This is a genomic window from Aliinostoc maniaoense (assembly GCF_058172895.1).
On record NZ_CP187952.1, the window covers coordinates 5,833,066 to 5,858,482 of the forward strand.

The following is a 25,417-nucleotide window of genomic DNA, read 5'->3' on the forward strand; positions in this document are numbered from 1 at the left end:
CCAGAAGCTATTTTTCTAAGGACATTACTGCAAAATGCTCTTGCAACAATTTGTGAATAAAGCGATAATGTCCACCAACGCGCTGAAGTAAAAGGCGTTCGGTGCAGTAGTCGAGAAAACAAGCATAGTTCCAAGGGATGTATCTCTGAAACCAAAGAATAGTACGAAGTGAAAGATGCTTGATTATAGACAAGCAACTAAACCCTAATGAACAACAAAGGAGCAGAGAAATCGTTTGAAATAATATTGTTGTTTTAATATGAAAATACGTTAAAAATAAAATATAAAAAGTTTGAGCGATAGCAATTATTAATGTAGTGTTCAATTGTTCATGAAAACCTTGATTGGGTTTATTTGAGTTTTCTATGGGAGCGAATAAACATACATTTATTAATGAAAATGGTATTATAAATATGCAAGCTAATGTCGAGATAAAAACTCCGGGAACACGAATTAAATTTGATACAAGTCTATTTTTATTTCTGATTGTATTGAGATATTCAAAAGTTAATATGAATAGATAATGATAGTGCTGATAAGGTAAATCATATTTAATAATTTGCTTTTCTACTAGTTTTGTATTATGAGTTACTTTTTTAAAGTTTTTTATTAGTAAAATACCAATTTTTTTAAATCCTAAACTATAAGCAAATTCTCCTATTAATATATGTAAGGGGTGTATCAATATTATTATTAACAGCAAGTAAATTAATATAAATAATGAAAAAATTGATCTTAATGGAAATAAAACATGATTTTCTAATTCCTGAAACGAAGGTATTCTTATACGTAATCTATGGGAAAGATAAATTTTGTGCATTATAGGTATATTTTGTCTAAACTCTCTTGGTATATCACGTTTAAACAGCCAACAAAATAGTGTCACAAAAGGGTAAAGAATTAGTCTTGCTCCGTCTGGTTTAGACTCTGTAGCAAAGATAAAACCAGGAATTAAACCTAAAACTAGAACCAGCCAAAAAATACCTAAACTACTAGGTGGCTGAAAATAAGGAAGCAAACTCGTTGTCACAATTATTCCTGTGCAAACTACAGCAAAACTGAAAAGTAGAAACCAATATTGCCATTGATAAATTTTTTTGGCAAGCATTTGAGGCTGTATTTCCTCTATAAAAAAGTCTGTTTGTGATTCTCTCTGTAACTGTTGTGCCAAAAATACCAACCATTTGCGAGTTTGCCTTCTACTAGGGGGATTTTTTCTTCGATAAGTGCGACTTCTGAATCCTTGCAACTCTATTTGGGGAGTTACAATATCTCTTGTTATGGCAGCTTCCCAGTAAGCATCAAAGAGGTATTCTAGACGTGCTTTGGTACAAGTGAGTGTTTTCCAATATTGAAGAGACAGTGTATTCTCAAACGAAATGAATCCTAAAACAGATAAAAATAGAGGTGTTCTTACCAACTTTAATAGTTCTGAATCTAGTAAAAGCGTTTCCCAGATTTCTCTCTGGTTTAGGCTAGCTAAATATGCTTGAATTTGTTCATTTATAAGGGGTTGTAGGCGAATCGCTGCATTCAGATGTAAGCGTATCTCCTGCCTCAGTAATATTTCTTCTGACTCTTGCCGATCATATTGTTGCCATTTTCTTCGCACAACTTTTTCATACTCTTCTAGACGACTACACACTACCAAATATTGCGATCGCCATTCGCTTTGCAAAAATTCATTAATCTTCTGCACACAAAGTTCTTGACGTGTTGATTCCAATTCATCCAGCCCATCGAGCATCGGCAGCAACTTCGTATCATCTAGCCAGTTTACAGCTATATCTTTCCGCACCCCATATTTCGATTTAAGTTCTGCAACTAACCACTCATGTATTGACTGCTTATCATCCTTCCAATTCGAGAGGTTAAACAGCACTGGAATTGGATAATCAGCATTTTGTTCTGCCCGTGCAATTAAAGCTTTCGCTAAATCTAGCATTGTAGTAGTTTTGCCAGCACCAGGATTCCCCAAGATTAACAATTTACCTGCAATTTCCTCTTGGTCAAAAACCTCTAAAATAGTTCTGTCATCAGGAATTGGTTCGCTAGGTTTATCCCCTATTTTGATATCAGAACTCCAAGGACGCTTTACTTGTTCTGGCTGGGCTTCTTTTCCTAAATTGATTAATACTGCACTGTGCAAAGATTGCTTGAGTCTGGCAACAACTTCATCTTTAATAATTGTTAATAACCGTTTTTCAGTGCTGGGACGTTCGGCGTTTGGTTTCTCTTGCAGAACCAAACGCAACGCTTCTTTGATAACTTCCGCATCAGCACCTTGGTAGATGCGATCGCCAATCTGAATTTCTCCCCCAGTTATCTGCCCAATATTATTGTTGAACTTACCATTTTGAGATACTGACTGTAATACACCCTCAACTATTTTGGGCGATCGGCGCAGTTGGTCAATATCATCCTCAGTCTGATTACCCTTCAGGATGCGATCAAGAATTTCACTGAGATGATTTTGATTAGCCACACTATTTTTTAAGCTGAGTTACTGAGTTAAAAATATTTTAGTCCTTTTCCGTCTTTGTGAGCTAATTTGCGCCAAAAGACAAAAATTAACCCTTAAATTACCAATACTGTGTAATTCTATGAGCTTGATTCATCCGCTTTACGGGCTACCTGTGTCACTACATTGCGAGTAGCTTCTGCACCAAAACCCAATGCTAACAAAGCAAAATAATCACCCCAACCATTAGCTCCAAAGGTGGGCTTAGTCCAATACAACTGGTTAAAACCACTACCCGCCAGCACAGTAAAGGAAATCAGATAACTGGAGAGATAAAACAATTTCAACCGCCCATTTGCAGTTTGCCATAAGCTGGCGATCGCCTTTCCTGTTTTAGTTAAAAATGGCACTTGTGAAGAGCCATTCTCAGAGACTGACGGAGCTTGAATCACCATACTAACTTCAGAACCCCCATCAATACCTTTTTCTACATCTACAACCTGAGTACCTAACGCCTTAACTTTTTCTATACCTGTATTAATTTCGGATTGTAAAGTCTGTATCTCAGTTTCTTGAGCAGGCATTAACATATACAATCTCTGCGTTAATTCAGATGTTTTATCTTCCCATTCATAGCGTTGGTTACTATCTTCTAACCCTGCTATTAAGTTTTTTAGTTTTTCTAGCTGCGTTTTTAACTGAATATAAGTATTAATTTGTTGAGAGATTTTATCTAGACCTTGTTGCAGTTCATTTGCTGTTGCAAGAACAGGAGCATTTTGTAAAACTTGTTCTAAATCTCGATCTATAACTTGAATATAGAGAGCCGATGTATCTTCTTTGAGGTCATCTTGATTAAGGCGTTGGCGGAGTTTGTCATAATAGCGAAACAAAATATGCCAATCAGGGCGTTGCTTGATCCATTTATGCCAAACTTCCTTCGCATTACTAATTGCTGCTTGCGCCTCAACAATTTGTTTGGCATCGCGTGCTTGTTTGGCAATATTAAGATAGATATCAGCCCGTGACCCAAACGCTCGTGCTTCAACCTGATCCGCCGCAATTTGAGTACGCAAATTCTCTAAATTAACTGTCACTTCATCACTTAACTTTCCTTGGCTACTGTAGGCAGAAACCGCCATACCAATGAAGATTCCCAACAATAATACAGTTAGAGGTAATGGCCAAGGATCTTTGAGTCTGACAATCACAGGAATAGTTTTTTCACCAGCCTCATAGGTCAATACTATTTCACCTGTAAATTCTCCACTGGAAGAATTATGCAAATCAAACTGGATTGGTAAACTAATCAATTCTTGTGGATTAATTTGAGTAGGTGGTGAAGTTAGTTTAATTGTGCCTGCTGGTAAAACAGAACTATTATCAGCACTTAATAAATCTACAGTAACTACTTTTAAATTACTTACTTTTTCGCTAGTCCGCAGCGTAATTGTGCGGGTAAGATTTGCTCCTCTGGTTGCGTTGATTGTAATTGCTTTAGGGTTAGTTACAACCTCTGCTTGAGCCAAATCTGGAGATTCAACCAGAATAACCAATGATAACAATAGGATTTTTAGAATATCAAAATGCCTAATTTTCATACCTGAAGATAGGTGCTAAATTATAGCCATACTACCTAATACATACCCAAAAGTGAACGCACTCTTTAGCCAAGGTCATGCCTGTATTGTTGGCGTTGGTGGTGATTTACCCAACACAGTAGATGATGCTGTCGGTCTTGCCAATATTCTCAAAGACGCGGAACGCTGCGCCTATCCACCTGAACAGTTGCATTTGTTGACTAAAGAACAGTCAAACCGAGAGGGAATCCTTGCAGCTTTAGACCAATTAGCTCAATCAACTACACCTGATTCTACGGTAATTGTCTATTTTTCTGGACATGGCTATCAAGTCAATAGTCCCATAGGTGAAGTGTATTACTTAATGCCTTTTGGCTATGACCAGACCAAACTACATAAAACAGCGATTAGTGGTACAGAATTTATCACCAAGCTACAGGCGATTTCTGCCAAAAAGCTGTTAGTCTTACTGGATTGTTGCCATGCTGGTGGCTTAGGGGATACATCAAAGTTAGGCTATGAAGCAGAAAAAGCACCACTTCCGCCAGAGGCTCAAGCTTTATTTAATCAAGGGAAAGGACGAGTTGCGATCGCTTCCTCCCAAGCAGATGAAAAATCTCTTGCAGGTAGACCCTACAGTGCTTTTACACTGGCATTAATCGAAGCATTAGCAGGTAAAGGAGCTTCGCAAAAAGATGGTTATGTACGGGTTGCAGATTTAGCGATGTATGCGCGTGAAGTCGTACCGAGAAGAACACGCGATCGGCAGCATCCCATTTTAAATTTTGAGCAAGCTGATAACTTTATCCTGGCATACTATGCAGGCGGCAAAACTGAGCCGAAAGGATTACCCTTTGAAGGCGAACCGGAGATTGAACCTGAACCTGGGGCTTTTAATCAACCAAGTACCAATAATTCGGTTATTCAAGTTGTGACTCAGAAAAATTCAAAATACAACATCAATATGGGTATAGGTAATCCCGTGATTAACGATAGCAATTAATACGACATTTATTTTCTACACCCTAACTCAATTATTTTTTTATAAAAAATAAAAATGATTTGGAGAGATATGTAATTATCTCGTGACAATGTAAGTAAAACAAAAGTGATACAGTTAGATTTACATAGATAATTAAGCAAGATTCCTTAGTTGTCTAGTGTTATCTAGTACGTCTATCTGTTTGTAACTACCTGGAGGCAGTTTTGAATAAAGCCAGTAAAGTAGAAGCAATTCTCAACGCATGGTTAGAATTCATGGCTTTAGTGGATTTGAATAATGCCAAAATTCCAGGGAAGAAAGCAGTTTTGAGTGATGTAGAGCTAGATGGAAATTACGTAAAAATTAATAAAATTACTTTCTCGAACCTCAAGCGACAAGTTACCGAAGAAACTGATCAGGAAGACAGTATTTGGGTTTTATCTTTTCCTCAACTCTCGACTGTCAACCAGGGGGAATCTGAGTATTATCCTTTGTTTAGCTTAGATATAACATCCATCCTGAAAGGAGAGTATCAAGAGGAGGGATGGAATCTTGACGATTTGGAATTAGTAGAAGCTGGAGACAACTTAGCAAGATTTCTGAAACTGGATGATGAACAGAGAGAGCAGTTAAATACCCAAGATGGGTTTACACAGTTTCTCAAAAGTACCTTTGGGCTTGAATTTGACACCTATGAAGGCTGGATGAATCAACTACAATTGCATCCATATAATTATAATATTGAGCGCAAGCCTTATTTATTCAAGTTCACAGTCAGTAACTTTCATATAAATCTCAAACCTGATTTAAAAAATATTAATTCCAGTGCAAAAAATTGGTTGAAATCTAAGCATCCAGCCTATGAGTATTTATTTGGCAAGCCTCAACTTCCAGCCCACAAGGTAACATATACAGGTGCTTTCCCAACCCATCCACCAACTGACTCTCAACTGCAAGCACTAAAACACGCTCAAACTGAATCTATAACAGCAGTTCAAGGGCCTCCGGGTTCTGGTAAAACTACACTTATTCTTCATGTCATAGCCCAGCAAGTTGTTAAACGTGCGCTCACATTACTCGAAACTGGGGAAGACATCAATAACTTGACAGTTATTAGCAGCACAGTAAATAAAGCCGTTGAAAATGTTATTGAAAAACTAGATGAATACTTGAAAGAAAAGCCTTTAGAGGATAAGTTTTTTTATTTAAAAGGAGGAAGTAAGACTAATATTAAGGCAGAGGGAGGAGCTAAAGACGCTATACAAGTTGCTATCACTGAATTACTCGATAAACAAAGCTTTGACGAAAATATATATAATTCTCTAGCAGTAGAACTTAAAATAATAGTAGGCAATTTAAAAACTCAAGAAAATCACTATTTAAACTTACGTCGTCAACGTGACGTGGATGAAATACAGCAACCTCAGCTACAGAAAAAAATTCAACAGCTTGAAGTAGAAATAGAGAGTTTGAAGATCACCCAAGTCCAGTCTGAGAGAAAATTCAAGGAACTAGACCTTTATGAAAAGTTGCCAATAGATGTCTATCAAAAAATTCAGCTTATTTTTGAGAATGCGAGATCACAACTCCCAGAAAGTAACCCTCCTTGGTGGAAAAGACTTATACTTTGGCTAACTCGCAGTACGGAAGAACAGATTTTGAAAAAAACGGCATCCAAATGTGAACAGTATATTTTACAAACTATTGATACTCCTTTTCCTGTTAAAAACCCTAAGAATCGGAGTATCTTCATTCAAGAGTTAGGCCATGTTAATACAAGAATCGAAAAAGCTAGGGAATTTAAAAATATACAAAATGACTTAAGACAATACGTAGAAAAAGCGCAGAGATTCACTAATGAGCTTAATTTGACAATTACTGAGTTGGGAGCATTAGAAAATAGATTAAAAATTACCTTAAAAGACTTTTATAATTACTTTCATGTTGATTATCATGAAGAACATAAAAGATTATTTGAATTATCGTGTCAATTACTCAAGCAAGAAGCACTACGCAATAAAGAAGATGTAAAAAAAGCTTTAACAGCATATTCAAGCTTCATTACAGGTAGTGAGAGAAATCGTAGATATTTTTCTCAAAATTCAGAAAAATTAGAAGAAACCCTAAAAGCTCTAAGTTTAATATTTCCAGTTATTACTAGCACGCTGCTTTCAGTAAAAAATATGCTGCCGTGCGTTACTGATTGCGTTGATAGAATTATTGTAGATGAAGCGGGAATGATACCACAGCATCAGACATTTCCTTTGTTGTTTAGGTGTCGCAAAGCCATTATTGTAGGAGATCCACTTCAGATTGAACCGATTATTAATTTAAGTAATCCAAGAGGCGAACAATACCGTCAATCAGCCTTTATTGAAAGAGGACTATCTGAACTTGATTATCATCTTTACAGTCCTGAAGAAACAGAACTAGCTACTACCTATCATCGAGCGGCGGGTGCAAGTGGGGAAGATGGCGATGCAGGTCAAGGAATTAAGCTAGTTGAGCATTACCGTTGTCAGCCTAGTATTATTCAATTTTGCGATCGCATCGTAGGATATGGGTTACAAGTAAAGACAAAACCTGCATCATCTCTATTGGCAACAAACCTAGTTGCGTACCACGTTGAGGGAACTATTCACAAGGATAATTTCAATACAGAAGAGGTAGCTGTAGTCAGTGAAGTAATCAAGCATTTGATTAGTCAAGGTTACTCACCAGAAGATATTGGTGTTATTTCTCCATTTAGCATTCATGCTCAAGCTTTGAAGCGTAGTTTACCAAAACAAAAAGAATTGTCTGGGTTACAAAAAGAAGCAATTGGGACAATTCATCAATTTCAAGGTTCACAGAAGCGGGTAATAATTTTATCTACAAAAGTATGCAGACCACAAGATAATCGTAGCTGTGATTGGCTCAATTCTAAACCTAATTTGCTCAATGTTGCCGTATCTAGAGCAGAAGAACTGTTTATTTTAGTTGGTAATCTTTATAGGTTAGAAAAAGCTCAAGGTTATACCCGTAAACTTGTAGAACATATTCGAGAACATGGTGAAATTTTTGAGTACAAATCCAAAGATGACTTTCCTGAGCAGCCGCCAGGAGCTACCCTTGTTCTTGATTGTGACCATTTAGATATTTTAAAAACAGCTATTGATGAAGCTGACGAAGAAATTACGATTGTGACACCTTGGATTCGTGGTTTACATAAGAACTCAGAACCAGAGCGGTTTGCTAGAGAGATAGTATCGGCTTTACAAAGAGGGGTAAAGATAGAAGTAATTTATGGTTATATGGATGCTGATGGCATTGATGATAATGACATGAAAGCGGAAAATCATTTGAGAAAATTAGTTCCTCAATATCCAGGTTTAACACTACATTCTTTAGGGAAAGAACAATACAAACGAAGTAAAGGTACGAATCAGAGAATTTTAATTTGTGACTCTAAATTTGCTGTTGTTGGTAGTTGGAATTGGCTTTCTCACCTTTACAGAGATTACTGCATTAATAATCGTGGTAATACAAAAGCTCAGATTCGGCAAGAAACTAGCATAAAAATTTTAGAATCAACTTTAATCTCAGAAATCAAAAACCAAGTAAAACAATATTTAAAGGTTTAGGAATTTTCAAGACAACATACTACTCGAAAACCAAATGATTCACTGCGTGTACTGGGATTTTCAAAATAGCGAGATGCAGAACGACAATAACTAAAATCATAATCCCAAGCACCACCCCGAAGCATTCTATATTCTGGATTCCCATCTATTGTCCATGCACTACCATCTGATGGTGCGTCTTGATAGTCTTCATGTTGATAGTCAGCGCACCATTCCCAAACATTACCGTGCATATCATATAATCCAAAGCTATTAGCAGGAAAAATTCCGACTTCGCTTGTTTGACTCACACGAAAATGTGTTTGTTGTTCCTCATGATAATTCGCTAAATATCTCGTAATTATTGCACCACAATAAAATGGAGATGTTGTGTTAGCACGACAAGCATATTCCCATTCTGCTTCACTAGGTAAACGATAGACTCGTCCTGTTTTCTGTGAGAGTCTAGCACAAAATTCTTGTGATTCATACCAAGAAATACACTCTACAGGTAAGTTATCTCCTTTAAAATATGATGGCTCAGATTCAAGTTCGTATTTTATTTTTGGAAAATTCGCAACCTCTCGCCACTGTGCTTGAGTAATAGGATACTTACCTAGAAAGAATGGTTTAAGAGTGACTAAATGTTGAGGTCGTTCATCTTCAATTGTACCAGATTCGTCTTTAGATGCGCCCATTGTAAATGAACCCCCAGGTATAGAAACCATTTTTAGTTCAACACCATTGTTCAAATCTTCTACAAAGTATTCTGCTTGATGAATATAACGTTTAGTAATTTTTCTCTGCTTACCTACTGTTACAGTTTCAAAATCAAAGGTGGAAATTACTGGAGGTATTGAAGAGAAAAACCCTTGGTAGTCTAAATGATTTATTACTAAAGATTTCTTATCTGTATTTTGATTTAAAACACTAGCTGTACTAGATAGTTTATTTTCTTCTTTTTCTAGAATTTCTTGAATTTTTTGTAAAATAGCGTAAAATCTTTCAGTATCAATTTCTGAGCGATTTTCAATTTTAAAATTGCTGGCTTCACCAAAATTATAATTTCTTTCGCCGGACTGTACAATATTTTGGATAATATATAGATTCTTTTGCTTACTACTGCATTGTTGAGATTGTTGCTCTTTATCAGTAATAAATTCAAGGAATGTTTGAATTTGTTCGTTATTTAATCCAAATTGGATAAGTATCTTTTCTAAGGTAGAAATATCTTTCTTGGATTCTTTACTATTAGCAATACGCTCTAAAATAATTACTAATTCATTAAAACCATTCATTTTGATGATTATTTAATTCAAAAAAGTTCGGAGGAAATAAAATTAATAATTGATCGCCATCTTTGATTTTACCTCTACTCTAGTATCATTAATATTGGGATATTATTATTATTTCCAGAATGAACACCGTTGACCAAAAGCTCGATTTACGCAACATACCTAGCTACTCAATTTCTGAGTCAGCACGCTATTTGCTGATTCCAGTAGGTACGTTGCGCTCCTGGCTTCATGGTCGTTTTTACCCTACAGGAGAAGGTAAACGATTCTTTAAACCACTGATTGAGCTTCCTAACCCAGAGATACCACAACTTTCATTTACTAATCTGGTAGAAGCTCATGTACTGCGGGTTATTCGTAAGGATCATCAAATTCGCTTAGATAGAGTTCGTACAGCCTTAGACTATATTGACCATCAATTTCAAGTGCCGCATCCTTTGGCTAGGGTTGAATTTCAGACAGATGGGGTGGATTTATTCGTTGAGTCAGTAGGAAAGTTGATTAATGCTTCAATGGCGGGTCAATTGGCAATGCGGGAAGCACTAAAAAACTTGCTCAGGCGAATTGAACTGGATGAAACTGGAGCAGCAATTAGACTTTTCCCCTTAACACGACTAACTGAAAACTTGACAGAAAAAGAATCTCCTAAAACTTTAGTGATTGACCCTAGAATTTCATTTGGTCGTCCAGTATTAATTGGAACGGGTATTCCAACAGCAATTTTGGCAGAGCGATATAAAGCAGGTGAATCCATAGATGATTTAGCTGACGATTATGGTTGCGATCGCCTCCAGGTTGAAGAAGCTATTCGATGTGAATTATCTCTATCTCAAGCAGGGTGAATAAAGTAGAAAAGCCAACTTTCTTTATTGACAGAGCGTTAGGCAAGAAATATGTTGCGGATGCCTTGCGTAGTACGGGTGCAAATGTGGAAGTTCATGCAGACCATTTTTTGCCTGATGCACCCGATACAGAATGGTTGCTAGAAGTGAGTCGCAGAGGTTGGTTGATTCTTACAAAAGATGATGAAATTGGGCGTAATTTTCTGGAGCAAATGGCCATTGCTAGTTCCAATGCCAAAGTGTTTGTACTATCTCTGCGAAATTTAACCGGAGAGGAAATGGCAAATATCTTCGTACAGGCTGTTGAGCGAATGGAGAAGTTTGCCCAAAGTAATCAAGCACCATTCATTGCCAAAATCTACAAATATGGCAAAGTCAGAGTTTGGAAAAATCACACCCAACTACTCAAGATACTGAAGAATCCTACTTGAGCATAGGCGTAAGCAGCCACAGTATCGCCACCGCAGAAGCTTATATAGTCTTTTTATGCACAATCTGAGCAATCATAGCTTGTTCACCCTTGGCTCAGGTATTGAAAGGCATATCGGGTTCAACAATCTGATCTATATGTTTTTTGAAATTTTTTAATAAATTTATACACGCTTCATTTTTTATGGTTATAGTAATAATTAAGACATAAGCGTTACTGAGTTTATGGCTGCCTACTAATTAATGATTGTAGTGGGTGATTAAAAATCAATGATTAAACACAGGTTGATTTTAGGCGTAATTAGCTTTGGTGTTGGTTTTGGGATCAGTCTAGTTCTAGAAAGGGATCTTAGACGAGCTGCTTTAACAGGACTGATTACTATACCTGCCGCCTCTGTAGGGATTTTTGTCACGGATAATCTCCGCAGAAAGCAACTCAATGAACACTTCTTACCAGTACAAAGCAGGGTTGCAGCACTTGAAAAACAAGTTGAGAAACTCAAAAAGCAGAAAGCCGCTTTGGAAAAAGCTATTATCGCCAGCCAAGAAAATAAGCAACAGGTAGAAACCTCTTTTGAAAGCTTACAAATTGAGTTAAGTCAACTGCAAGACCTTTTACTCACTCAACAAAATGAAAAAACAGCTACAGAGCAGGAGTTAGTAGACCTAGAGACACAAAGGCAACAGTTAACAGCAGAATCTCACCATCTGCAAACCAGGAATCAGGAATTAAAACAACAAGAATTAACACTAAACCAATATTTAGAGGCGATCGCCGCACAAAAGCAACAACTGGAAACTGATTGTAATTCTCTCCAAGCAAGGTTAAGCCAGTTACAAGCCAATATTTCAAATCAACAGCACCACCAGCAGGAACAGGCTGACTTAATAGCGCAAAAACATCTGTTAGAGACAGACATACAAACTCTATACGCTCAGATTCATCATCTCCAACAACAGGAAACTGAACTCAATCAATCGCTGGAAAGTCTGATTACTCAAAAGCAGCAGACAAACGAAAGTTTAAACCAGCAGCTTCAAAAACTTAACCAGCTACAAAAACAGATTTCGGAGCAAGAAGATGATCACGCAAAACTCACTGAAAACTTAGATGCTTTAAAACAGCAAAAAAATCAGCTAGAAATTGATTTGTCTAACCTCAAACTGCAAATTAACAGTTTAGAAAGTCAGTTATATTCCTTAAATCAATCTGTTACTAGCCTAACAACGCAGCAACAGGAAGCACAAATCAATCTTAATAGCTTACAAACCAACCTTATTCAATTGCAGCAGGATAAAGAGAAGCTAATTCAAGAATTAGCATCACTAACTGCACGAAAAGAAGCATTGCAAAGAAATTTATCCCAACCTCAGTTAAATCAACCAGTAACAAAAGAAGGTAGCCCAAGTTCATTTACTTATGCTAAGGCTGAAGGACTACCTAATAAAACTGCTCCTATCAAAGCTCAAATTTCTTCACATCAAAGACAATCTATAACCAGTGGTGGCACTACCTTTATGAATCCTCGTTATACACAAAATTTATGGGAAGAGCAAATATTGCCGTATTGGTCACATCGCGATCGCCCGTTGGGAAGGAGATTCTTAGGTAGTATTAGAATGACGCGAAAGGCTAGTGAAAAAATACTTGATATTGTTGGTCAAAACTTGCAACAGTTGGACAGAGTTACCTATGATTCTTTGCAAAATGAATTTTATGAATTAGAGCAAAATTGGTTAAAGATTTTAACTGTTGCCCTTTCAGAGTATGCTTACTACTATTCCAGTGAAAGATTTTGGCAAGGCTTTTGCGATCGCTTAGATATTAATCATAACCAAGGAGTAGAAAATACATTTCGCCGGATTGTCGATGAAGGAATAAATCTTTTAGGACTAGTTCGAGCTACAGGTGGATTTAAATTTGTTTCAACCTTATGGCTACAAAGTGGTGTCCCTGAACAAAACCTGGAGCATTTCGCCCAGTTAGTCCAAGAAATTGCTGATGAATATGGCTGGTGGGAACTAGCACACACCCAATCGGAAGAGCTTGCACAGCTACTATTGAATGTCTGTGAGGAAAAACATTCGCAGTGGGGTACATTAATTAACTTTCTTAAATCCAGCTGCTCTGAAGATGCACAAACAGAACCAGTTTCAGGACAGCTACTGCAAGGCATTGCTATAGTGGCACAAGAATTAGAACGACAAAAGGCTCTTCCTCAAGTTTTAGTAGATGAAGAACAGCGTGAAAAAATATTAGGAAATTATTACTTACCACAAAATTTTTTCCTGCGTAACTGGGATGCACTTAGTAAAGTTTTAACACCCAAGTCTGGATCTGGTCGCAGTCGAAGTATTATAACTAGACGTAGTAAACCTCTGTTATTGAGCTTAGATATTGAAGATACATTAAATACACAATTATTGCTACCAGAACAAGTTTTGTGGAAGCCAGAATGGCGACACCTCAGAGATACATATTGCCAAATTCCTCAAGGTAATTGGGAAGATACAATTCCTAATGATGGAGATTTAAGTATTCCAGAATTGATAATTGAAGTTAATCAAGCATCCCAAAAGTGGAATTGTCAACTGGTAGACCATAACCGCCAGAATTTGATGGAATGGGACTACAAGGGGATTAATAGTAATCTTCCATGTTTAGTATTTGACGCTTTAACTGGAGAACATTTACCTCTCGACTACTCTCAACCGAGAATTACGTCAGTTGAGGAAGTGTATTGCTTTACTCCTAAAGATATTCAACTGGAATTTACTAACGGTATAGAGATTTTAGATAGTTACATTCCTTCCAGTATCCGAGGATGGCGAGGTCGGCATATTAGATTAATAGCTCCAGAGTCTTCTATTGTGTTAACTATACATGAAACTAATCAGAATCAACTCATTAGCTGGAAACTTGTAAAAGACGATGAGCCAGTATTTACAGGTTTAAAATTAACAGGTAAGAAAGCAATTTATTTGGGGACTCCTACTTTCTGGTATCCACCAATTAACCAAAATCTTAATATGAATGTATTAGTTGAAGATATTACAAAGCGGAGCATTATCGCTCGGACAATTGAAACTCTATCACCTAAAAATCAATGGATTGCAATTAAGCTGAGTCAGTGGATTACTACGCCTGGATACTATGAAGCACGCTTCTGGTTTGAGGAAAAGCGATGGTCATATCGGTTTGAGGTGAAATCAAAACATCAAACTTCTGCTATTGCACCATTAAATCAGCTAAGAATTAGCAGTAACTCTGGTATTTCTGAAACTGATTTACCAATAAAACATGAGCATTCAGATAAGTTTTGGTCAGAAGTTATTAAGATTGATGGGCTTTGGCCTTTAGAAGAAATTATTTTCTTTGTATCCAACGAATCTGAAAAGATACAACAGTCGATTCAGGCAGATGCTTCAGGTAATTTAACAGTTAATTTATCAACACTGCATGAATTACTTCCTAATTCTGAATGGTATGCTTTAGATTACCAGCGTTTGGGGTTAGAGGCACAGCGATTAGTAGAGATGCAGGGCTTACCTCATAATATAACTTGGTCTTGGACAAGTAATTCTATTAATTTATCTGGTCTTCATCCTGATAAGTTTTATTCTCTATTATGCTGGAATTTACTACTACCAGATTCAGAAGCTGAAGAAATCGAAATACCGTTGATTAATCATGATGAAAACACTATTAAAGTACCGTTAAATCTTTCCACAGGTATTTATTACATTCAACTTGTTAGTCCTCAACTACTTCCAGAAGAATTAGGCTGGTGGTGTGGTAGTGGTAAAAATGACTTACCTAATAATCTTAATGAAGATAGAGAGAACTATTGTTATACAGTATTAGGTAATAGTGAATCGAAAGAGTCATTTATAGAAGCCGTCAATCGACTTAACTTAGATATTGATCGTCAACATTTGCAAACTAGAATTATCGCACTGGAAAATGAAAAATATTATTTCCCTGATTGGTTAAGCAAAGATATTTTAATAACCAAATTAAAAGCTTTATTGAACCTTTTGAGTGTGGCAGATATATCACCACCAGCAACACCATCTGAAACACAAAAATTAATATCTACCGAACCATCAATTACTACAATTTTTAGGGGTAGTTGGTACTTACTCAATGTTCGTTCTAAGAAACGGGAAGTATTTCTGAAGTTTCTAAATATTGCAATCGCTAAAAATAATTTAAAAGAAGTAATTTTAGATATAAAAATTCCCCAAGATTCAGTTTATGAAGATATTGTTTTACTGAATTTAAGCAACTTTAAAACTGCAAATTATCAACTGCAAAAAATTGATCATTTTCAAACTCTGCAACGGAAACCATTACCTTTGGAACAAGTTAGCCGAATGATAGGAAACCAATAATGTGCTTTAACGAAATTATCTTACTGTTAAGTAATCATCGGCATCCTGTAAATCCGGCAGTACCGACGACTTTAACTAAACACCAACTCATTGCGCTAATTCGCTCTAGCTTGTCACCTAACGAATCACAAGAGCAGTTAACAATTCAGGTTCAGGAGACTTTGAGCGAGTTGCAAGCACAAGGTGAAATTTATGCTGGGGTGAGAAATCGTTACTGTATTGCTCCTCCAACTGCATTGGCTTTGGATAAAAATAATTTAACAGCATTGCGTTTCCAAGGCGATCGCACCTATCTTCCCTTAGCACATCAAGTTTTAAAAACAGAGCAAAATCACAATAGCGTAAACATCCGTCCCAAAATACACAACTTTAATCGCATTAAAGACCACCTTCATCAAGTGGGAATCCGCTTAGTCACCGTTGCTGATAGCATCAATAACCTACCTTATCCTAGCCAACCTAGTAAGGCTATTTTGCGAAATCCTTGGCCAGACAATCCATTTTTGACAAGCAGTTGGCAAAGTCAAGGCTCGATTCACAGATACATACCTAGCCGTGATACAACTCAGAAACATCGCTGGACACCCTTAAACTATCACCAATTACAAGACAAATCATTACTGCAACTTCCTACTGGTGAGTATCTTTGGTTTCAAGAGGAGTGCTTTTATGAGTTAGAGCCAGATGCAGCAATGCTGGTCATGTTTGATCTCGACAAAGAAGCAGGACATCGCTTAAAAATTGAGTGGGATAAACCCCAATGTCGTCTCAATCTCCAAGGAACTAGCTTACCCAGTGCTTATGCTCAGATACTTTGGCGGTTATCTGAGCCTGATAGTGAGCGATATAGAACTCGTATTATCGAACATCATCATCACCCCTTAGTGGAAACTATATTTCAGCGTTTAGGATGCCTTTTGGTATGACACATAACAGCAACTACCTTGACCCAATCGCCGCAGTTGAGCAACCCCGCCAAGATTTTATTCGTTACCTGCTGACTGCTTACCCACTACGAGATCCTCATCTGCGCTACGGTTTAAAACAGCAGCTAGAAGTACCTGGAACCGTTTGGCAGCATCCTTATTTAGAAGGTTCTCAACCTTATCGGCCTGCTAACAGTGTGAATGCGCTGGTAAGTCAGGGTGTTTTGCATCCAGAAATGGCAAGTTTATTCACTCCCAATCAGCGTCCTCTCTACGAACACCAAGAAAACGCTGTAAAGGCAGTTATTCAGCAAAAACAAAATATCGTTGTTGCCACTGGTACGGGTTCAGGTAAAACAGAGTGTTTCCTGATTCCCATGTTGGATATGCTGCTGAAAGAAGAAGCAAATTTAGCAATAGCTGGGGTTAGAGCGTTAATTTTGTACCCCATGAACGCTTTAGTAAATGACCAAGTTAAGCGTTTAAGAAAATTACTATGTCGTCAAGAAACTATAAAAATTAGATTCGGATTTTATACTAGCCGCACTGAAAATGATAGGTACAAAGCAGAAGAAGCATTGGCGGAAGAATTACAAGCTTATGAGTCTGAAGAACTTTGGGAGTTATTTACCCAAAAAGACAAATCATCTCTCAATCTCAGCACTCGTGAAAGATTAATTGATGAAGCTATTGCCAAAATCCAAAAAATCCAAGCAATTTCTAGGCAAGAAATTTGGGATAAGCCGCCTCATATATTAGTCACCAACTACTCCATGTTGGAGCATATGTTGATTCGTCCCGTGGAACGTAATCAAGTTTTTGCTACTTCAGCATCAACTTTTAAAATGTTAGTCGTGGATGAGGCACACACATACAACGGCTCGACTGGTACTGAAGTGTCGATGTTGATAGAACGGCTAAAAGTTGCTGTCGAACAAGAAAAACCTGGAAAGATTCGCTGTATTGCTACCAGTGCCAGTTTAGGCGATGCTTCAGTTAATAATGAAATATTAGAGTTTGCTACAAAATTTTTTGGGGAATCTTTTAATCAAGTAATTCGGGGCGATCGCGTCAATGCTATCGAAAGATTAGGTGAACCTTATCTATTACCTGCTGAACTTACTCACGAAGAAATATTAGCATATTTAAGCATATTAGAATTGCCTAAAATTGATGATGATTTAAGTATTTGGTTCGACAGACTGAGTGGTTTTGTACCTACTGAACATCTAAAAGCAGCAGAGACGAAAGCGCAAGGTGATGTTCACCAGTTTCTCTGGTATGCACTTAAACAACATCCTATAGTCCACCGCCTCATTGAACTTCTAAGCCGTCAACCCCAGCCTTGGGAGAAAATTACACAATCAACAGAATTCTGGTGTGTAAATTTACCGTTCAAATCTGACGGCACTATTGATGATACTGAGACAAAATTTGCCCTCGCTCATTTATTACAATTAGGCACTCTTGCTCGTGAGAATTTAGAAAGCTTACCATTACTACCAGTTAGAATCCACCTTTTATTTCGTAGTTTAGAAGGGTTGTATGCTTGCATTAATCCTCAATGTCCTGGTGGAGTTTGTGATCCAAATTATGAAGACAAACCTCGGCGATATGGTCGATTATATTTGAACGAAAAAAGAACCTGTGATGATTGCAATTCTCCAGTTTTAGAGTTGGGTAGTTGTTATCAGTGCGGTCAAGCTTATGCCTTTACTCAAATAAATGGTGTATCTAAATTAGAACCATTACCACGCTCAAATCAAGGTTTAAGAGAAAATGGCAAAATATACACTCTGACTTCAGGATTATTAGACAGCATTACGGAAGAAGAAGAAATTGGAGAGGAAGAACAAGAATCTTCACCAGTAAACACTTTAATAATTCGCCAGCGTGATGGTTGGATTGGACTACCCACACTAGAAAAATTTACGAATAAATCTTCTGAACCAAATGAATTTTATTTAGCATGGCATCGCCCAAAAGATGCCAAAGATTTAGAGGGATGCTACCTTCCAAAATGTGCTGCTTGTGGGACAAGACCAATTCGCGCTCAAGCGATTAACCGTTTTGTAGCTTATACAGATGAACCTTTAGAGGCCATGATTGATAGCCTGTTTGATTTACTACCTGAATCTCAAGAAGATCAAGGTAGTGCATCAAAACGCAAGCTATTAACATTTTCTGATGGTCGTCAGGATGCGGCATTCTTTGCCTCTGACTACCAGCGCACTCATACAGAAACAGTTTATCGGCAAATAATTTGGCAAGCATTTCAAGAGCTTAATCCTGATGATGATATTGTTTCCATTAATCAACTGATTAATAAAGTAAAACAGCAATTTTTAGAAACATCTATTCCTCATCCAGATCGAGATTCTAGAAAGAATTATCTCAGTTACTATCCTGATGATGAGGAAAGTTTAGAAAATTATAGAGACTGTCAAGATAGTGCAGAAGCTCGTGCTAAGGAATTATTATTACGGGAATTTGCCCTGCCTTTTAATCGTCGCTCTACATTGGAAGCCTATGCTTTATTTGCTTGTCATATTGAATTGAGGGATGAACGGTTAATTGAATTGGTAGCTCGTGAATTTGAGATTTCAAATGCTGAAGCCAAGATTTTCTTGATAGTTCTCACAGATATCATTCGCCGCACAGGAATCGTGAGTGTTGATGGTGCATCGCGTTACTTCCCTGAAACTGGTGGTGTTGAAGGCGTTAGACCAGAAATGATAGATGTTCAAGGAAGGGCTAAGAATTATCTATTTTTAGAAAAAACACCTGATGAACAGAAGAAATTTAAAGATTCACCGTCATTTCTACCAAAGTTGAAGCAAAAAACAGGTGAAGTTAGTCAAGTTCAAAATAGACTTGGTTGGTATTACCTACAGCTATTTGGTGACAACTTACCAAACAGAGATAAGTTTGTTGCTCTATTTAGACAATTAGAAAAATTACGCTTATTAGAAAAAGCTAAAAATGGTCAGCAATTGAACTGGACAAGATTAAATATTATTAAAACTCAGCATGATTGGTATCAGTGCGATCGCTGTCAACAAATTATCCATGTTCCAGGTTTATCAGATATCCAAAAATCTCAAACTAAACTGAATATTTTCGGTTGTCCAGCCTTCAGATGCACTGGTAAGCTTCAGCCTTACTATGCGGAGAAAATAGAGCAAGTCAGAAACGAGCATTATCAGCAGTATATTATCAAAAATCGCCTACCTTTGCCGTTGCGATCGCAAGAACATACAGCACAGTTAGGAGTCACCGAACTAGAAAGACGCGAAAACCGTTTTCGTCGCGGTCAAATTAATCTCCTGAGTTGTTCTACAACCTTAGAAATGGGTGTAGACATCGGCGAACTGCAAGCTGTGGTTTTACGCAACTTTCCACCCCATGTTAGTAACTACCAACAACGCGCAGGACGTGCAGGACGGCGTACTGATGGAGTGGCGATTACTTTAATGTATGGCCAGCGTCGTCCCCATGACCGATTTTATTTTGAGCAACCTGAACAATTAATCGCAGGTAGTAATCAAATTCCTAAGCTTGATGCTGATAACTTCCAAATTCAACAGCGTCATATTCGCGCTGAATTACTAGCTGAGTTTTTGAAGACCAAGGAAAGAGGTGCAGAGAAAGTTACCATTGCTGAATTTTTCAGCTTATCTGTGCATAAGTTTGATTCTTTAGAGACACCACCACCCACAGCAATGGTTAGTGAATTACAAGAGTGGCTGCATAGTGATGATGCTCATAATTTGGTGCAGGTATGGATCAATAAGCTGAAAATTTCTTATGCTACCACTGATATATTAAGTCAATTTGTTGCCGCAATTTTACTGTTTCAGCAAGCACAATTAGCAGATTGGAATGATTTAGTATTACTGCTTAAAGATATTCAAGACAGTATTACTGCTGAAACTGACCGGACAAAACGAAAGGGGATGGAAAAGCGACGGGATGGTATTGAAGCGGAGTTAGAAAAAATCGGTAAGCGCAGACTGCACGATGAATTAGTTCAAGCCAGTATACTACCGATTTATGGTTTTCCCATTGATGTAGTGCGGTTATTGACAGGGGAAAGCGATGAGTTTAAATCATCTCAAGGAAAGCATAGACTAGAACGCGATCGCCGTCTTGCGCTTGGTGAATATGCACCTAGCCAAGATATTGTAGTTGATGACCGAGTGTATCAGAGCGTTGGTATTCTCAGACCGAATGATTTAGAGCAAAAATACTATTGGGTTTGCAAGAATTGTAATAATTTTGAATTATCAATTTCTGAACAAATAATTGAACAATGTTCTGTCTGTGGATGCAAACCAACTCCGGCTGCTGCTGGCAAGATGAAGCTTTACAAAGTTCCTAAAGCCTTTACTACAGACTGGTCAGTTGTCCCCAAAGTTACGCCATATACTAAACCGCAACGTCAACTAACCTCACAGGTATTTTTGGCTCAGTCTGGAGAAGACCAAGAAGAATTAGAACATGAGTTTTATAAACTCACAGTTAATCAAGGTGGAACTCTTTTTCTCGCAAATCAAGGAAGTTTGGGACGTGGTAAAGGCTTCAGTAAAGAAGGTTTTGCAATTTGCCAATACTGTGGGAGAGACCTAAGCGAACTGGTACAAAAACAGCGTGAATCCAATAACGCCAAAGGTCGCAGTAAAAAACAGCCAGTTAGTGCTAAGTTGCCTCCACATCAACACCCAATTACTGCTAGAGAATGTTCAGGTAGTGGATACCCATATATCCATTTAGGGCATGAATTTCGCAGTGATTTGTTAAAAATTGAGTTTCAGAAAACAGCAAACCTCAAACCTTTATTTGGTGACGTTGTTCATTACGGGGATGGTGGCACAGTTGCGTCTGTAACCGAACAAATATATGATGACACCGATGGCATGACATTTTGGCGATCGCTAACCTATGCACTAATAGCCGCAGCCGCACAAGTGATTGATGTGCCTCGCTCAGAATTGGATGGTTTGTTTACACCATTACCAAATAAATTTGCCCAAATTATTATATATGACAACGTTCCAGGGGGAGCAGGTTATAGCAAGCGCATAGCTGATCACTTTTTTCAGGTATTAGAGAAAGCTTTAGAAATTACTGCATCTTGTAGTTGTGATACAAGCTGCTATGACTGCTTGAGAACTTATTCAAATCAGCCATTTCATGCAGAACTAAATCGAAAAATAGTTGCTAATTTTCTCACGGATTTGGTTGTCAAACCAGACCCAGAACTACAAGCTTTTGCACCTAATGCGAATCGAGTCAAATTGTCCCAAATGGCCACACGCTTGCCTGCAATTTGTCGTATGGCTGGTAAGGAAAGTATGATTTACTTACCCAGCTTGATAGACACATTTAATTTAAATAATGGCTCGCCACTTCCTTGGTTAAAGCTGCTAAAAGATGCGGTTTATTCCATGCAGCGCAGTAATATTCTACTAGAATTAATTTTAAATCAATTACCAGAACCAAATACTGCTGCTTCTGATGCAACCAGGAGGAATTTGCAATTATTGCAGAAGCATTTGCAACAGTGGGTAGACCAAGGATTACTCAAGCTATATCAAACATCTGTGAATGATGTACCAATTTTATGCTTAAGCACTCAGCAACAAAATCGCATTGCTTTACAATTACATCAACAGGAATGGTTTGAAACCAGAAGTGGTGAAGGTGTAGATACTATATTTCAGCGTCTACAAAACTTGCGATCGCAAGCTCGACCTGTAGAAGCAATAGAACTAGAAGACCCTAATACTACAGTTATCTTCCCTGATAGAACCTGGAGTAATTTAACAATACCGCAACTACGGCAAAGACTCGGCATAGACCGTGTTTTTTCTGGTGGAGGGATGAAGATAGTTTATCGCGATCGCTACCTGAATGAGAAAGGAGCGAAAATCCTGGCTGATCTATTACAAGGTGATGGCATGAATGAAAATTCCTCTGTCACAATTTTGGTTCTAGAAGATTATAAAGGAGAGTCAGGTTCTCAGCGAAAAGCTAATTTGGAGGCGGCACTTACTCAAATTCACAGTATGGGAGTTTCTACAACAGTGAAAGTTCAACCTTGGCATGAACGCTCTTATTTTCCTCATTCCCGCGAGATGGAAGTGCTGACAGCAAATGGTCAGCGATACAAAATTATCTTTGATAAAGGGATGGATTTCTTAGAGCCAAAAGCAACTGGTGTTTATTCGGTAACAGAAGCAACGTATGTAGTAATTAATAAGCAATACTAATATAAACAGCAACACGAGTTCATGAAACTACTATATCTTCTTTTTCAGATGCTTTCTGTCTTAATTCGTTAAATATATTCAAAAATTTTATATATAGAGGATCATCTTTTCCTCTTACACTTCCTATGAATTCTATCTTCCCACGTAATGAATCCAAAAAAGACGGTACTTCATTATCAGGTGAGACGGTTTTTTTTGCATACTTAGAGATGTAAGTTTTCTCAGCTTCTTCTAAACCGTATCTCTCCCAGGCATGAAGAGTACCATAAAGATTACGAATATATTTGCGATTAACATTAACACCTTTATTAACAACTAAGCCTGTAACTTCTTGCCTTTGTGTTCTATAAGCTAATCTGACTTTTGATTCGTTTATTTGAAATCCGTTATTTTCTATAATTGTTTTCAAAGCATCACCTAATATAACTTGAGAAAATCCCTTGCTATATGATGAAACTAATCCAACAGGTAAATCTTCTCGATTAATGGAAAATGTTATATCATCAGCATATCTCGTATAAAAAATACCATTATACTTGGCAAAATTTTGAAGTTCTTTGTCCATTTTTGCACAAATTAAGTTAGAGATAATTGGTGATGTTGGTGCGCCTTGTGGCAACTTGTTTTTAAAGCAACATATCTGAGCTAAAATAGTTGCGACTTCTTCATTTAACTGGTATGGTTTTGCAATAAAAAGACCTCTTACTCTACCAAAGTTTATTGCATCAAAAAAATCCTTAATATCTATATTTAAAACAAATTTTTTCTTTGTATGGACTTTAGCATTTGTAACTATACTACGATGAGCTGCAAACCCATGAACGCAAGGTTTTGGGCTATAGACTGAATATAGTACTTGGCTTAGTTTTCTCTGAACAATTTCTAGAGAATCATTAGGAGAATGAATAGTTCTATAACCACCAGATTTTTTTTCCAAATTAAAAGTTTTATATTTTGAATTGTCAGAAGTTCTATAAATATAATAAATTAAATAATTATATGGAATTTGTAACATTTGAGCAACATCTCTTGCTGACTTTAACTCTTTGAATTTTTTGCCAAGGTCTTCACAACTTTCATATAAAAGAGGCGAAAGAGAAATTTTGTTACTCACAACTACTCAATATCTTGATAAAAAAAACCTACTAATGGCATTCCTGCTTACTGCATTACAGCAGCACTAACAGATTTTTTCACTGGTTAGCGTAAGGTTTGGATGATAATACACCGTTGCTGTATCGCCAACGGACATCAATGCTCATTAAGTAGGCTATGTGCGGCAATTCTAACATAAAAAAATCAGTACGCCAAATATTTTAACAGAATATATTTCAGGTTTGTGAGTTTATATTCTGATACCGCCTTCAAACATCTTATGATAAGTTATTCTTTTTTCATATTTTGCTGCTCTGTAATGAGGAGATTTTGCCAGAGCTAAATTAAAAACTTTGATAGATTCCTTATATTTACCTAATTTTCTTAATGCAATCCCAATTTGGGTAATGATAGTATAGTCTTCTGGATTCAATTTCAATGCAGTTTCATAAGTTTGAAAAGCTTCCTTAACCTTATCTGAGCTATCTGAGCCTAAAAGTATTTCTCCTTTTGTTTTTAATATGCTCAGATTATCTCCATCTACCTTAAGAGCATCTTCAAGGATATCTAATGCACCCTCTAAATCACCTATACTTTTGTGTGCAGAGGCATAATCAACCCTTGTTCTAGAATTGTTAGGGTTAAGATTGATTAGTCTTTTATAAGTTTCATCCATTTTCTCAATATCACCCATCAGTTTTGCTATGTTGGCTTTTTCCTTGAGAAGAGAACGATTATCTGGATTTTGTAAAAGTTTATCGTCGATATTGTCTAACTCTTGCTTTAAATACTTTTGTTTACGCTTTTGAATTTCTTGTGCTATTTCTGTGGTATTCAACTTAATGCAGTCTGTTCCTGTTTTAAGATAAGTACTACCTCCTGTTGTTTTGTATAGAAAATACTCACGGCTTGATGTTCTATAAAATTGACTTTCATCTACTCCTAAAATACTTATATTTACAACAAACAAATCTTCAATGTCTTTTTGCTCTTCGTTAAGAACATTGTAGAATGCAATATCATAAAGCGATGGAGAAACTATTGGGTCTGTATTTCTGAGTTTATTAGGGATGATTTTTTGAATTTCATCTCGCTCGCTCCTACTAAGTTTAACACCTAAAATTTTTCCAGCATCATCTATACCTATATATAGTTGACCTTCTACTAGCGCGTTAAGAAATCCAGTTATATATTCCTCTGCATGATTTACAATTTTTTTAACAGGATGTTGTGATTCTATACTCTTAAATTCAATATCTTTACCCTCCTCTCGATAGTAAATTGAATTGATTATAAATGGTGGCTGATTTTGCATAGATGATAATGTAATTTCAATAACAATAAATATTTTATACTTTAACTTTTAATAAGTAAATTTTTCAAAATAAATATAATTTTAGACAGTAGGTGTACAAGCAGCAGAAATCACGGGAGTATGTTTCAGCTTGAAATCTCCCTGCTTGACTTTGATTTGCTAGTTGCCCAAAATCAACCTTCAGTAGCGATGACATTCCGCTCACCATAGGTGAGGTGATCCG

At 37.0% G+C, this 25,417-nt stretch carries 12 protein-coding genes; 7 read left to right on the forward strand and 5 right to left on the reverse strand.

Features of this window, described 5'->3' with window-relative positions:
- Nucleotides 1–7: 7 nt before the first annotated feature.
- Both ACPZ3T_RS25535 and ACPZ3T_RS25540 read right to left on the reverse strand, forming a co-directional pair.
- Nucleotides 8–2,485 (reverse strand): NACHT domain-containing protein, encoded by a 2,478-nt coding sequence (locus tag ACPZ3T_RS25535; RefSeq protein WP_490272232.1) that lies wholly within the window; start codon nt 2,483–2,485, stop codon nt 8–10.
- Nucleotides 2,486–2,601: 116 nt separating this feature from the next.
- On the reverse strand, nt 2,602–4,017 hold the full coding sequence (locus ACPZ3T_RS25540) for a kinetochore Spc7 family protein (RefSeq protein ID WP_490272233.1): 1,416 nt from the start codon (nt 4,015–4,017) through the stop codon (nt 2,602–2,604).
- A gap of 97 nt (nt 4,018–4,114) precedes the next feature.
- Between ACPZ3T_RS25540 and ACPZ3T_RS25545 the strand changes: the two genes are divergently transcribed.
- Nucleotides 4,115–5,044: a caspase family protein gene (locus ACPZ3T_RS25545; protein ID WP_490272234.1), complete on the forward strand. Its 930-nt coding sequence runs from the start codon at nt 4,115–4,117 to the stop codon at nt 5,042–5,044.
- Nucleotides 5,045–5,247: 203 nt separating this feature from the next.
- Nucleotides 5,248–8,646, forward strand: coding sequence for an AAA domain-containing protein (locus tag ACPZ3T_RS25550; RefSeq protein WP_490272235.1), 3,399 nt, complete (start codon nt 5,248–5,250; stop codon nt 8,644–8,646).
- Here the strand turns inward: ACPZ3T_RS25550 and ACPZ3T_RS25555 are convergent.
- Entirely contained in the window at nt 8,643–9,923 is a 1,281-nt protein-coding gene (locus ACPZ3T_RS25555) for a formylglycine-generating enzyme family protein (protein WP_490272236.1), read from the reverse strand. The genes ACPZ3T_RS25550 and ACPZ3T_RS25555 overlap by 4 nt on opposite strands.
- Nucleotides 9,924–10,042: 119 nt before the next feature.
- On the opposite strand from ACPZ3T_RS25555, the gene ACPZ3T_RS25560 reads away from it, so the two are divergent.
- From ACPZ3T_RS25560 to ACPZ3T_RS25580, 5 genes are all read left to right on the forward strand, one after another.
- A complete protein-coding gene (locus ACPZ3T_RS25560) occupies nt 10,043–10,762 on the forward strand; it encodes a DUF433 domain-containing protein (protein WP_490272237.1) in 720 nt (239 codons plus the stop codon).
- Entirely contained in the window at nt 10,759–11,193 is a 435-nt protein-coding gene (locus tag ACPZ3T_RS25565; protein ID WP_490272238.1) for a DUF5615 family PIN-like protein, read from the forward strand. Before ACPZ3T_RS25560 ends, ACPZ3T_RS25565 begins: the two co-directional genes overlap by 4 nt.
- 268 nt (nt 11,194–11,461) lie before the next feature.
- Complete coding sequence (locus tag ACPZ3T_RS25570) at nt 11,462–15,586, forward strand: chromosome partitioning protein ParA (protein WP_490272239.1); 4,125 nt, start codon at nt 11,462–11,464, stop codon at nt 15,584–15,586.
- Nucleotides 15,586–16,512, forward strand: a complete 927-nt coding sequence (locus ACPZ3T_RS25575; RefSeq protein WP_490272240.1) for a hypothetical protein — start codon at nt 15,586–15,588, stop codon at nt 16,510–16,512. The genes ACPZ3T_RS25570 and ACPZ3T_RS25575 overlap by 1 nt, the downstream gene beginning before the upstream one ends.
- Nucleotides 16,509–22,784, forward strand: coding sequence for a DEAD/DEAH box helicase (locus ACPZ3T_RS25580; protein WP_490272241.1), 6,276 nt, complete (start codon nt 16,509–16,511; stop codon nt 22,782–22,784). The genes ACPZ3T_RS25575 and ACPZ3T_RS25580 overlap by 4 nt, the downstream gene beginning before the upstream one ends.
- 19 nt (nt 22,785–22,803) lie before the next feature.
- Here ACPZ3T_RS25580 and ACPZ3T_RS25585 read toward each other — a convergent pair whose 3' ends face one another.
- Both ACPZ3T_RS25585 and ACPZ3T_RS25590 read right to left on the reverse strand, forming a co-directional pair.
- Nucleotides 22,804–23,898: a reverse transcriptase domain-containing protein gene (locus tag ACPZ3T_RS25585; RefSeq protein WP_490272242.1), complete on the reverse strand. Its 1,095-nt coding sequence runs from the start codon at nt 23,896–23,898 to the stop codon at nt 22,804–22,806.
- Nucleotides 23,899–24,129: 231 nt separating this feature from the next.
- Nucleotides 24,130–25,194 (reverse strand): RNA-binding domain-containing protein, encoded by a 1,065-nt coding sequence (locus ACPZ3T_RS25590; RefSeq protein ID WP_490272243.1) that lies wholly within the window; start codon nt 25,192–25,194, stop codon nt 24,130–24,132.
- Nucleotides 25,195–25,417: the final 223 nt, after the last annotated feature.